The 11,945-nt window shown below is 55.8% G+C and carries 9 protein-coding genes, 2 tRNA genes and 4 pseudogenes; 8 read left to right on the top strand and 7 right to left on the bottom strand.

Annotated features, from left to right (window positions below; genetic code table 11):
* Window positions 1-225: 225 nt before the first annotated feature.
* The 4 genes from rfbA to ACXJKO_RS25585 all read right to left on the bottom strand — a co-directional run bounded on the left by rfbA (window position 226) and on the right by ACXJKO_RS25585 (window position 3,077).
* Complete coding sequence (gene rfbA / locus ACXJKO_RS25600) at window positions 226-1,098, bottom strand: glucose-1-phosphate thymidylyltransferase RfbA (protein ID WP_457093880.1); 873 nt, start codon at window positions 1,096-1,098, stop codon at window positions 226-228.
* 49 nt (window positions 1,099-1,147) lie between these two features.
* Window positions 1,148-1,705, bottom strand: a complete 558-nt coding sequence (gene rfbC, locus ACXJKO_RS25595) for a dTDP-4-dehydrorhamnose 3,5-epimerase (protein WP_457093881.1) — start codon at window positions 1,703-1,705, stop codon at window positions 1,148-1,150.
* 17 nt (window positions 1,706-1,722) lie between these two features.
* A complete protein-coding gene (gene rfbB, locus ACXJKO_RS25590) occupies window positions 1,723-2,802 on the bottom strand; it encodes a dTDP-glucose 4,6-dehydratase (protein WP_457093879.1) in 1,080 nt (359 codons plus the stop codon).
* A gap of 200 nt (window positions 2,803-3,002) precedes the next feature.
* Window positions 3,003-3,077: transfer RNA gene (locus tag ACXJKO_RS25585), tRNA-Gln, on the bottom strand.
* Between the two features lie 144 nt (window positions 3,078-3,221).
* On the opposite strand from ACXJKO_RS25585, the gene ACXJKO_RS25580 reads away from it, so the two are divergent.
* Window positions 3,222-3,298: transfer RNA gene (locus tag ACXJKO_RS25580), tRNA-Pro, on the top strand.
* A 135-nt stretch (window positions 3,299-3,433) separates the two neighbouring features.
* Here the strand turns inward: ACXJKO_RS25580 and ACXJKO_RS25575 are convergent.
* Window positions 3,434-3,877 (bottom strand): annotated as a pseudogene (locus ACXJKO_RS25575) (glycosyl hydrolase 108 family protein).
* 139 nt (window positions 3,878-4,016) lie between these two features.
* On the opposite strand from ACXJKO_RS25575, the gene ACXJKO_RS25570 reads away from it, so the two are divergent.
* Window positions 4,017-5,159, top strand: coding sequence for an acyltransferase family protein (locus ACXJKO_RS25570; protein WP_457093878.1), 1,143 nt, complete (start codon window positions 4,017-4,019; stop codon window positions 5,157-5,159).
* A gap of 839 nt (window positions 5,160-5,998) precedes the next feature.
* Here the strand turns inward: ACXJKO_RS25570 and ACXJKO_RS25565 are convergent.
* Window positions 5,999-6,926 (bottom strand): annotated as a pseudogene (locus ACXJKO_RS25565) (IS630 family transposase).
* 503 nt (window positions 6,927-7,429) lie between these two features.
* On the opposite strand from ACXJKO_RS25565, the gene ACXJKO_RS25560 reads away from it, so the two are divergent.
* From ACXJKO_RS25560 to ACXJKO_RS25540, 5 genes and pseudogenes are all read left to right on the top strand, one after another.
* Window positions 7,430-7,753 carry a hypothetical protein gene (locus ACXJKO_RS25560; protein WP_457093877.1) on the top strand — a complete coding sequence of 108 codons (324 nt, stop codon included), beginning with the start codon at window positions 7,430-7,432 and terminating at the stop codon, window positions 7,751-7,753.
* Between the two features lie 78 nt (window positions 7,754-7,831).
* Window positions 7,832-9,010 carry a hypothetical protein gene (locus ACXJKO_RS25555; RefSeq protein ID WP_457093876.1) on the top strand — a complete coding sequence of 393 codons (1,179 nt, stop codon included), beginning with the start codon at window positions 7,832-7,834 and terminating at the stop codon, window positions 9,008-9,010.
* A gap of 56 nt (window positions 9,011-9,066) precedes the next feature.
* A complete protein-coding gene (locus tag ACXJKO_RS25550) occupies window positions 9,067-9,684 on the top strand; it encodes a C39 family peptidase (protein WP_457093875.1) in 618 nt (205 codons plus the stop codon).
* Window positions 9,685-9,823: 139 nt separating this feature from the next.
* The gene (locus ACXJKO_RS25545; RefSeq protein ID WP_457093882.1) at window positions 9,824-10,240 is read left to right on the top strand and encodes a hypothetical protein; all 417 of its coding nucleotides are present in this window, start codon (window positions 9,824-9,826) and stop codon (window positions 10,238-10,240) included.
* Window positions 10,241-10,599: 359 nt separating this feature from the next.
* Window positions 10,600-10,713, top strand: a pseudogene (locus ACXJKO_RS25540) (transposase); the annotation flags it as partial.
* Window positions 10,714-10,937: 224 nt separating this feature from the next.
* Here ACXJKO_RS25540 and ACXJKO_RS25535 read toward each other — a convergent pair.
* Window positions 10,938-11,264, bottom strand: a complete 327-nt coding sequence (locus tag ACXJKO_RS25535; protein ID WP_457093874.1) for a hypothetical protein — start codon at window positions 11,262-11,264, stop codon at window positions 10,938-10,940.
* 584 nt (window positions 11,265-11,848) lie between these two features.
* Here ACXJKO_RS25535 and ACXJKO_RS25530 point away from each other — a divergent pair.
* A pseudogene (locus ACXJKO_RS25530) lies at window positions 11,849-11,945 on the top strand (DoxX family protein); the annotation flags it as partial.

The raw sequence follows: 11,945 nt of genomic DNA, 5'->3' as shown, positions 1-11,945 counted from the left end.
CAGTTCCGTCACGAGGCCACGCAGGCCGCTCGTGCCGAATTTGAGGGAAGATTGAGCTGCGTCCGAACCAGTATTCATTGCCGTTGCCTATCTATTTTCTTCAGTGCAAGCGCCGCTTGCTCGAAGGAGAATGTACCCCGGATTGCCGGGGATAGTTTGAAGCCACATATCAAGTCGATACGTTTCTCGAGCCTCTGCCCGAACGGGGGAGAGACATGCTGCGCGTTACAGCCCCGTCTCGGCGATCGCCAGAAGATACTGGCCATAGCTGCTCTTCGAGAGCTCCCGCCCCAGCGTACGCAGCTGCTCGCAGTCGATCCAGTCGAGGTTGAAGGCAATCTCTTCCGGGCATGCGATGCGGAAGCCCTGGCGTTGCTCAAGAGCTCGCACGAAGCCGGCTGCTTCGAGCAGGGCATCGGGTGTGCCCGTATCGAGCCAGGCAAAGCCCCGGCCCATCTTTTCCACCTGAAGCTGCCCCATCTCCAGATAGGCGCGGTTCACATCCGTGATCTCCAGCTCGCCCCGCGCGGAGGGCTTGAGCCGGGCTGCGATGTCCACCACCTGCGCATCGTAGAAGTAGAGGCCCGTCACGGCCCAGCTGGATTTCGGCTGCTTCGGCTTCTCCTCGATGGAGATTGCCTTTCCTGTCCGGTCGAACTCGGCGACGCCATACCGTTCCGGATCGCTCACGTGATAGGCGAAGACGCTCGCGCCTTTGGTTCTGTTGGCCGCGGAGCGCATCAGCTCCTGCAGGCCGTGGCCATAGAACACGTTGTCGCCCAAGATCAGGGCCGAGGGCTCGTTGCCGACGAAATCCGCACCGATGATGTAGGCTTGAGCCAGTCCTTCCGGCTTCGGCTGCTCCGCGTAGGACAAACGAATGCCCCATTGGTCTCCTGTTCCGAGCAATTGCCTGAACCGGGGCAGGTCATCGGGCGTGGAGATGATGAGGATGTCCTGGATTCCCGCCAGCATCAGCGTGGTGAGCGGGTAATAGATCATCGGCTTGTCGTAAATCGGAAGCAACTGCTTAGAGGTGACCAGAGTCATCGGATGCAGGCGCGTGCCGCTTCCTCCTGCGAGGATGATGCCTTTCAAAGCCGGATTCCTTTCACGTCATACGGGAGGAAATGCATGTCCCCTGCCCTCAATCGAAACAGGCGGGAAGATCGACGAGACGCGGATGCCTGCGGTCCTTCTCGGACAGGAGAGCATCGCCGGGAGACACAGGCCATTCGATGCCCAATTCGGGATCGTCGAAGGCAAGGCCACGATCATGCGCCGCCGAGTAATAATTCGTCACCTTGTAGAGAACTTCCGTATCCGGCTCCAAGGTGCAGAAGCCATGGGCGAAACCGATCGGCACCAGAAGCTGGCGCCAATTCTCGGCGGATAACTCGACAGCCACATGCCGGCCGAAAGTCGGCGAGGATTTGCGCAGGTCTACAGTGACATCGAGAACGCGTCCGCGCACCACGCGCACGAGTTTGTCCTGCGCGAAGGGCGGGGTCTGGAAGTGCAGACCGCGGATCGTTCCCGCTCTCTCGGACAGCGAGTGATTGTCCTGCACGAAGTCGAGCTTCACGCCCGCGTCTTCATAGCGCTTGCGGTTGTAGACTTCGGAGAAGAAGCCACGCCCATCGTCGAAACGCTTCGGCGTCAAAATCTTCACGTCGGGAATGGCGGTGGGCTCGATATCCAGCATGCTCGTCATCCGAGGGCTCAGGCGATCATGCCGAGCCGCTCACCCTGATAGCCGCCGGAGCGCACACGCTCCCACCAGGGGCGGTTTTCGAGATACCACGCCACGGTCTTGCGCAATCCGCTCTCGAACGTCTCGGCTGGCGTCCAACCGAGATCGCGTTTGATCTTGGACGCGTCGATGGCATAGCGCAGATCGTGCCCTGGTCGGTCAGTCACATAGGTGATGAGCTTTTCGCGAGGACCGATGGAAGCATCGGGCGCGAGCTCGTCCACGAGCGCGCAGATCGCTTTCACGACATCGATGTTCTTACGCTCGTTCCAGCCGCCGATATTGTAGTTCTCGCCCACCTGCCCCTTCTCGGCGGCGAGGATCAGGGCATCGGCGTGGTCGTCCACATAGAGCCAGTCGCGCACGTTCTCGCCCTTGCCGTAGACCGGCAGAGACTTGCCCTCCAGGGCATTGAGAATGATCAGCGGGATTAGCTTCTCGGGGAAGTGATAGGGCCCGTAATTGTTGGAGCAGTTCGTGATGATGGTCGGCAGGCCGTAAGTATGGTGCCAGGCTCGCACGAAATGGTCCGATGCCGCTTTCGAGGCGGAATACGGGGAATTCGGCTGATAGGGATAGTTTTCGTGAAAGAAGCCATCCTCGCCGAGCGAGCCGAAGACTTCATCCGTCGAGATATGGTGAAAGCGAAAGCTGTCGCGCCGCTCACCGTTCAGGCCGCGCCAGTAGCGCAGGCTCTCCTGCAGCAGGGCGAAGGTGCCGACCACATTGGTCTGGACGAAGGCGCCTGGCCCGTCGATGGAGCGGTCCACATGGCTCTCGGCGGCCAGGTGCATGATCACGTCCGGCGCGAAACGCTCGATGACTTCCCGCATGCGCGCGGAATCCGCGATGTCGCAGCGCTCGAAGACGTAGCGGGGATCTTGCGAGACAGGAGCCAGCGAATCCAAGTTGCCGGCATAGGTCAACATGTCCACCACCAGAACCTGATGGGGCGTGCCTTCGATGAGGCGGCGCACGACTGCGGAACCGATAAATCCGGCTCCGCCGGTCACGAGAAAGCGTTTGGCCTTGGAGAAATTCTGGGACAATTCAAAAACCTTGAGCAGCGGCAGYGGTATAACCCGGAAGCGGCGGCATTGCCAGCCGAAGACCATTCCAGACTCTTCAAGGCACCCGTACGTCCATGATCAATTGCTATATCATGACATTTTCGGGGCCAACAACAATCCCGAGAACCGGTCGCTAAGCAGCTCGGTTCAATCGCCACGTTTGGTATGTCCGGGAAGGATGGCTGGGGCGCCAGGATTCGAACCTGGGAATGGCGGTACCAAAAACCGCTGCCTTACCACTTGGCGACGCCCCAACGACGGGGCTGTACATAATCGGCGTAGGCCGAGCTGGCAACTGGGTTTGTCACGGAAAAGATATCTGCAGGAACCCGCAAATCTCCCCTTGCGGAGCCCCAAACCCACCGCTATAAGTCCGGCCTCCCGGTGATTATCGGTGTCGGAGTGTAGCGCAGTCTGGTAGCGCACCTCGTTCGGGACGAGGGGGTCGTAGGTTCGAATCCTATCACTCCGACCAATCATCACAAGGGGTTAGCGCTTCCCGGTATAAATCAGCGCTCCTCCCCGACAGACACGGCGAGGCATTCCGACCCTGTTCACAGGGCTGCGTAGAGTTCCATGCGCGACCGTAGTAACGAATCCATCGGTTTTCTTATCCGTAAAATCCTGAATCCGTCAGCACACGACCCGCCCCTCTCACGGCTTGGAGAGCGGCATGAGACGGTACGCACAAAACACCTTTGTCTCTACCGACAAGAGCATCTCCGAAATCAGTAACACGGTTCGCCGCTACGGGGCATTTGAGTTCACGCACGCCGACTGCGCGCTGAAGGGCGATGACAAAGCGCTGCACACCGGCGTTCACGGCGAAGTCGAATACGGCATAATCCAGCCCGACAGGCAGGTCGTTGCAGCGCGCGGCGCTCCAGTAGTTCTTCTCTTATACCGGACTGACGGTTGCGGGCTTGAGAGCTTCCACCTCGGCCTTCGTCGCCTCGCGGTCAAGCCATGAGCTGAGGGTGCCGATGGTAACTCCCAGATTGGTCGCGCCTCTCGGATCCTTGGGATGATCGACGTATCCGCCTTCGTGTTTCAGGACGAGCGTCAGAGCCCTCCAGCATGTGTCGGTGGTGATGTGGTCATCATAATGTTGGTGTGCGGAAAATTGCCCCAGGGCGATTCTTTGACTTGGAAATACCGAAAGATTATAACCGCGGGAAATATTGGGTGAGGTAATGGATATCAGGGACGACCAGAGGCGTTTTCACGCTCTTGATGGGTTGCGTGGATGGGCTGCCGTCAGCGTGATATTCTATCATACGATCCTGAACTACAATCCGCTGCTCGTTCAGACAGCCATAGCGCCGCCGGCCTCGGTACTTGGGTTCTCGGCGCTTCTTTCAAAGATCACCTTGACCGTATTCAACGGCGAGTACGCAGTCACAGTCTTTTTCATCCTAAGCGGTTTCGTCCTCGAGCGCTCACTGCAGAAGAGCCAGAAGGTGGATGCTCCCGTCGCTCTCCGCTTTTGCATTCGGCGCTTATTTAGGATCATGCCAGCGCTTATGGCATCCGTTGCCCTGTTGTATCTCATCGCGCGGATTCGCTCCGCGACTGGAGGTCCACCCGCTCCTGCATCTCTTGAGTATTGGAAAAACGCCTTTCTGATCGACACTCAGGTCCACGGGGTTACCTGGACAATTCGGCTGGAGATGTTGGYGGTACCCGCGGTTCTTGCCTATTCGCTAATGAGCCGTTCCTTCGGAATCGTCGGAGCTGTGTTGGCTGTTTTATACTCCTTGGTCGCGCTGCAAATCCCCACTCTGACGCTATCCGTCTTTATGCTCCACACTGCTCTGCTGCCATTCAGCATAGGCATGCTGATTGCACAGCCCGGCGCACGACAAGCATTCGAGAAGGTCGGGACGGGAACCGCGATCGGATGCCTGCTCATTTTCTTGTTCTGGCGCTTCTTTGTCATACACGAGATGCTACTACCGCTCGTCGCACAGACGATGCTGGGCGGAGTTGTCGTCGGCGTGCTTGCCTACTCCAACAACAATGCACTTACTCGTTTCTTTGAACGCCCATTCTCACAACTGATCGGGCGTATCAGCTACAGCCTGTATCTCTTCAGTCCTGCAACCGCCCCTTTGATGGCTTGGGTGGTCAGCTGGTTTCTCACGCCGTCCGCTAGTCAGCCCCTCCCATCTGGGTTTGCTCTAGGCCTAGGTATACTTCTGATTTCGATACCTCTTGCTTGCATTACTGAGCGCTACATCGAGCGTCCTGGAGTTGCTGCCGGCTCTTGGCTCACGGCTCAATTGAAGAGGGGGCGCAGTGCCGCTCAGGAGGACGCGGCACCGGTCCAACCATGAAGCCACCGAAGCGGGCCTGCTGTCGAATTAGGCGGCAGCTCTGCACCCTTAGAAATCAGTTCATCAAGTTACTCGTCACTGATGCCGACCTCTTGGGCGAGCATCGGCACAAATACCCCTTCGCGGTCGAACATTTAACCGCGCTTATTGCCTCCTTGGCTGGTCACAGTGCCGAGCGTGCTGAGGTTTTTGCCGAAATGCTGCATGCCCGGCGCGAGGTGAGATGTCGCGTCTGACAGACGGTCGAAGTTCTGGGTTAGATCGTCCGCAGATCTGTGCGCAGAGGTTGGGCGAGTCAGCCTTCCCCGCCTCCCAAGATGCATTGAGCAGCTCCTGCTCAGTAAGATAGCGAGCCACCTCGCCGGCGCCTATGCGGTAGGTCGTGGCTTGCCGCTCGAGCGCGCGGGTATGACCCTGCGCCCGGTCGACAGCCTGTGACCAGATGTTGTCGAGGCGGCGCTGATCGGCTTCGGCCTTGTGCTGAGCCTGCTCGGCCTGACGTTCGGCCTGCTTATGGGATTCCCTCGGCCGCCTTCTCTGCATCACGCTGATTGGTGCGGGCATCGCTGCGCTATAGGCTTGCTGAGCTGCGGCGCGGTCTTCTTGGCCACCGCCTGCCGCAACTGCCTTGCGATATTCCTCAAGCGCGCACTACTGATCGGTAAGATTTGGTAGAGCGAGCGATGGCCTTCGCCTACTTGTCGAGCTCCTCCTGCAGGCGATCCATGGACGTGCGCAACTGCTGCTTAAGATCGAGATCACAGAGAACCGAATGGACCGCTTCAATAGTATCGAGACCTCGTTACCCTATGAGGTCGATGTTCTAAAGCATCGGACGGTTAAACGGACGCGTATCCGGCGGCCTTGAGGAAGTTCCAGCATTCTTGTGGCTCGAAGAGAGTGCAAATGTCGCCGAGGGCGCGCCAGAGCGCGTCAACGGTTCGGGCTTCGGCTTTGCGCAGGTGTGCCTTGACCTTGGCGAAGGCCTGCTCAACCGGGTTCATGTCCGGACTATACGGGGGCAGGAACAGGAACTAGGCGCCGTGTCTATTCAGGCATTGGGCGGCCTTTTCACTTTTGTGAGCCGCGAGGTTGTCGAGGATCACCACATCCCCTTGGTGCAGCGTCGGCGCGAGCTGCGTCTCGATGTACGTCTCAAACGCCTCACGAGTGATCGGGCCATCGATGATCCATGGCGCACTCAGCTCATGGCAGCGCAGCCCGGCCAGAAAAGTATGCGTCTTCCAGTGGCCGAAGGGCGCGCTCATGCGCAGGCGCGTCATCTTGGTGTTGACGTAGGTTTCGTCGAGAAAGATCAAGCGATGCGGCTGTTGGCGCATGCGCGGCTGACGGTGGTCGCGCCAGACCCGACGCTCATCCCGCACGTCGGCGCGTGCGCACTCCGCCGCCACTAGGGCTTTTTTTATACGTGAAGCCGCACCGGCACAGGAAGCGCGATAGCATCGCGGGAGCCACGCCGACCCCATGTTCCGCCAGCAGCCGAGCCGCGAGTTCGGGCATGGTGATGGCAGGCCTTGCCTCGATGGTCTGGATCAGGAAGCTCTGATAGGGCACCAGCTTGCCGTGTCCCGGCGGACGGCCCTGGCGGGCCGGCGCCGGTGAGCCGGTGTCCCGCGTGCGCCGCACGAGCTTGATGGCGAAACTGTCGCTGACGCAGAAGTGTTGGGCGGCCGCTCGGCAGGAATGGCCCGCCTCGACAAAGTCAGCCACCCGCACCCGAAGATCGAGAGAAGAGCAGTGACCCATGATCCACCTCCCGTTCCAGAGAGTGAATCACAGCTCGCGCCTGCCCAAAACCCCGGGAGTCGGACTTCCAGTCCGGTGCTCTAAGTTGTCCGAGTGCGCGACGCACCAAGGCACTTGAAGCCGTCGTGGAGGCTCCAGAATGACATACAGCACTGAATTTGATTGAAATACAAATGCGGTTGCGCTTGTAATATAAAAATTGCATTGCTGCGATGCAATCTAAATCACAACAATATCCGACGTATGAGATGTGCTTCCATTCTGGGTAAGGTGACATCTCCAAAGAGGTAGTTACAGAGCTAGTCGGAAGTTGTATTCTTTTAAAGCTTATTGAATGCAGGTCAGATTTTTCCGTTTATCACTGTAGCAAGCCAAGTCACTTTGGGCCATCAATTTTCGCAGCAAGCTCTGCTTAAAACTCGCCGGCAGAGCATCTCCAGCTGGTGTGTGTGGCGAGATGTCAACGCAGATTTTAGCTACAGCCCTCAAAGTGGAGAAGTGCCATGAAGCTTCCAATCACTATCTCACTACTGGCCGGCTTGACGTTCCTTGCAACACCTGCCTCAGCAGAGAACCCGATCTTCAAGAACCATGCTCATGCCAAGTTAGACAGTGGACAAATGAAGTCCATAAAGGGCCAAGGTACGACTTCTGATTACTACGGCTATTATGGTCTTTTGTATTCAAGTTACGCAACACAATATGGCACTATGGGAAGCTACTACAACGACTATTCTAGTGAAAACCTTTATTATTACTATGCGTATTCTTACGCTCAGACTGCGACAAATAACTTCTACTATGCATGGCTCTATTCTGGGATGTAGACCGCATCGTTTTCTACCCGGCAAGTCTAAATGGTAGTTAGACTTGCCGGGTTTTAAAAAACCAAGGGGGATAATAGATTGCGTCATAGCGCCTCTATAGTAACTGCGGGAGGAATGACTATACTTCTATCCACTGGAGCTGCGGCAAACCCTGTCGAAACATATATTGAACGCATAGAAAAATTAGAGCAGCGGTTAGTTGCTCTTGAAGCTTCACTTGCGAATGCGCAAAAACAGCTGAGTGCTGCGCAGCTAGGGACTGCGAAACAGAGACAACGCTCCATTTCAAAGGAAGATGACGGCCCTCAGAAGCAAAAGCCATCCGCTCCGCAGGTCTCGAATGTAAACTCAGCTTCGCCGAATGGGGTTGAAGGCAATCGACCAGTGAACTCAGAGTCTAGCCCGTCAAAAGAAGACGAAGAGGCGATCCAAGAACTTTATCTGGATCGCGAGAAGGCCGTTGCTCTTACGCCGGGTAAGTTTGAAATGGCTTTTGAGGGAAAGTACATTCGTAGTGATACCCCTCTTCAATTCAGCCGAGCCTTTGCCGGGATCCTATCTTTAAGAGCTGGTGTTGCGAATGGAGTGGAGGTCGCAGGCTATCTACCAGTCTTTCAGACAAACCGAAGAACGGAAACGTCTGCTGGTCCAGTAGAGCGCGAGATCACGAGTATCGGTGATATTGGCCTTCAAGTAAACGCGACGGTACTTACGCAAAAGTCTTGGCTTCCAGGAGTAGTTCTCCTTGGGGGAGTTTCGCTTCCAACAGGCCCCACTTTCTATGCGCCGGTTAATATTCAGAACATTGGGACCAGAGAGGGGCAACCTGGGAACCCATTGGATCCGTTCGAGTTCGCGCAAAGTACCGGTCACACAACTTTCACTGGAGGCGTACAATTCTTTAGGACATTCGAACCTTTCATCTTCTTCGGAGGACTCACTTATTCGCACTCGCTGACCCGTGATATCCAAGGGCAAGAAATACAACCTGGCGACAGATACACTTATAATTTAGGCTTTGGGTTCGCAGTAAGTGAAAGAACTACAATTGGCGCTCAAGTTGTTGGAAGTATAGAACAGCAATACAAGGTTGACTCACTCCAAGTCCGTGGTGCAAGTTCGGAAGCACTAGCCGCAAGATTCACTCTTGTTCAGAGAGTCATGGATAATTATTATTTTGAGCCATCATTGACGATTGGACTAACGGACGACGCTCCTGACGCCGTACTTTCAATAGTACAGAGATATACATTCTAGAGGTTATATCTGTGGCTATTCTATTCAGAGCAACGTTCATAACAACTATCGCTTCCATGTTACTTCTTATTTTATCGGGTTCTGGCGAACCGGTTTCTCGCCCCAAATCATATCTGAGTTTAAGATATGCTCAAGTTGTACGCCAAAAGCTTGATTACTCCTGTGGTGCTGCATCGCTTGCAACGATGCTGAGCTACTTTCTCCAAACTCCTACTACTGAGACTGAAATTCTTGAGCTTGTTCGCCGTCGTTATCAGCGCGCGGAATGGAAGGAAAAGGTCAAAGAGGGGCTGTCGTTCGAAGATTTACAATACGCCGCGCGCCAAGTTGGTTTTGACGCTGAAGGAGGCGCGATTGGATTGGCTGGCTTGAGGAAGCTCCAAGCGCCGGTCATAGTGCACCTAAACAAAGGTACTTTCCAACACTTCTCAGTGCTGCGCGGCTTCGAAGGAGGTGCTGCGCTCTTGGCCGACTCGATAACCGGAAATACGCGCCTGCCGCCCGCCGAATTTTCAAAACAATATACAGGCGCCGCCCTAGCAATCTGGCAAGAAGGAAAAACGCCCCCAACAGCACATCAACTTACAATTCGAGAGCAGGACAAGCGCCATGAGAGCGACTACTTCCGAAGTATCCTCTATCAGAAGTATGACCCGCTTAGTTCGAGACTTTAGTGCACTGCGGCCCGCAACAATCGGCCTAGTGCTAGCAATTAGCGGGAGTGCCCTAGCAGACGATTGTGGTCCTCTACGAGTTCCGGGGTATACCGCGCAGCGTATAACTGTGACACCGTCGGGTACGATAACCTCACGTGTGRCAGTGAATAGCCGATTTGAGCGTAGTGAAATTCAAAGTCCGAAAGGATCAATTGTCCAAATAACTGATTTAAAAGGCCATACAATATCTTTGGTCGATCCAGCTGGCAAAGTGGTGGTTTCAAAAATGCCCAAAATGCAACTCTCGCAGAATAATCGAGAAGCTTCCTATGCCAACCGAGTAGCGACAGCTTCTGGACTGTCAGAAGTAGAAATTGGACTGAGAACTCAACAAGGAAATGAATGGATCAGCCGCTCGACTTGCCGATCTGATGGAGTTTTTACTTCCAAAAACGTCAAGGTCCCTGGCCCTCAAGGACAGCCTGCTGTGCTGCGTATAACCCAAAGCAACATCCAAGTTATGACGATTCCTCCAAGCGCCTTCCAAGTGAATCCTAATGCTAAAACAAGGTAAGAAGCGTACGAAACGATTGTAGCAAGTGGTGGAAGGCCGATATCGCTTGGGGATGTCGCGCCAAGGGGAGCCGGCGCGGAAGTGCCTCGTCATCGCTGTTTGTCTTCTTGTCCTTTTCTGTAGAGAGCCCGTTCTCGTCCGAAGCCATATAGGCCGCATTCACGTGCGCGAAAGCAAGTCGCGAGTTTCGCAGAAGACCGATTACGGAGCGCGAACGATAATCACGCACAACTTCAGCCGAGTTACCTCATCAAGCAGCCTAAAGCATCGGACGGTTAAACGGACGCATATCCGGTGACGTTGCCCCCGAGACCTAATCCAGTTTGAAGTTCGTTCTGGCCCAAGCTGAGGACCAGAGCATGAAGCGCAGTCGCTTTTCGGAAGAGCAGATCATTGGAATCCTGAAGGAGCACGAGGCCGGTGTCCCGGTTGCGGATCTATGCCGCAAGCACGGCGTCAGTGATGCCAGCATCGACAACCGGCAGATTGCCCGCTTGCCTCAAGCAGACCAGACTAGAATGAACAGGAACGGGGAAACACTAAGCGCTTGAAAGGAAACACATCGTCCAGCTCACCCACACGTTCAGAACGAGGGGGGCGTAGGTTCGGATCCATCACTCCGACCATTCGACCTCTGGCGCATCACTCCCAGAACCATCCTGCAAGAGCAGAGAAGACGCCCGCTCCGGCGTCCGCCTCAATGCGTCGAGAAGCGGCTGTCGTCCTGATAGGTATCGTAATGCACTGTCTGGGACGGCATCGCGTCGAGCTGGCGCGAGGCGCGGGGAGAGTCCTGAGGGGGCTCGGCAGTCTGCTGCGGCATGTAGCGGGGGCGGAAGCGCAGATCCACGAGGGCGCGCAGCTCGGGGGCGGCCAGATCCAGAACGTTCGCGTCACGCCAGCGCCGGTGCATCTTGGGCTTGCCTGTCATGCGGCCCCACATGCCCTGCACTTCTTCCTCAACCTGCAGGACGATACGCCCGGTAAAGGTCTTGCGGAGATTAAAGCGTCCCGTCAGAGCCATTCAACTCTCCCAATGCTTTCGCTTAAAGATAAAAACTGCATCCCTCGGCGGAGATTGCTGAACAGGGTCTCAAGGAAATCTTAGCCCTTTTGAGCGCCTGCAATCCGCTGCCGATATGCCAATGCCCTTACGCGGCAAGGGTTCCGGCATGCTCCCGGAACGAAGCGTCGCATTTTGGAGTAGTCGATCCGCAGATCATGGTCGGTGGCGAAAAGCAAAGCTGAGCGTTGACACAATGAAATCGTAAAAAATTGGCAGGCAAAACAAGAAGAGAACGCGGGCACCCGAAGAGAGAGAACGAAAAATATCTCTTATGATTGACGCGGTTTCGGCGAGAGGTCGATCGTCACGAGTTGACCGGTTCTGGGATCGAAGATCGTCATGTTGGTCTCCTGTGCTCTTGGCATAGGGAAAACGCTCGACTGGCCGGAAGGATCAAGCGACCTTGAGATCATGGTAAGCAATTCGTTACTGCAAGGTGTCCCTTCACACCTTTAAACCGTCAAGCGTGGCCGGTAAGGGTTCGCCGTACAGGGCCTCCGGTTTCGGATTCTCGGCCCTTCCCTTTCTTCGGAGACGACCTGATGAATACCGCTACCCTCGAAACCGTTTGGGCTCCGCGCCTCTTAAGCATCCTGCGCATCGTCGCAGCGCTCATCTTCATGTTGCACGGCACGCAGA

It is taken from the genome of Microvirga sp. P5_D2 (assembly GCF_054049475.1).
Note: the sequence above shows the minus strand (reverse complement) of the source record. Positions and strands in the feature narration are given on the sequence as shown.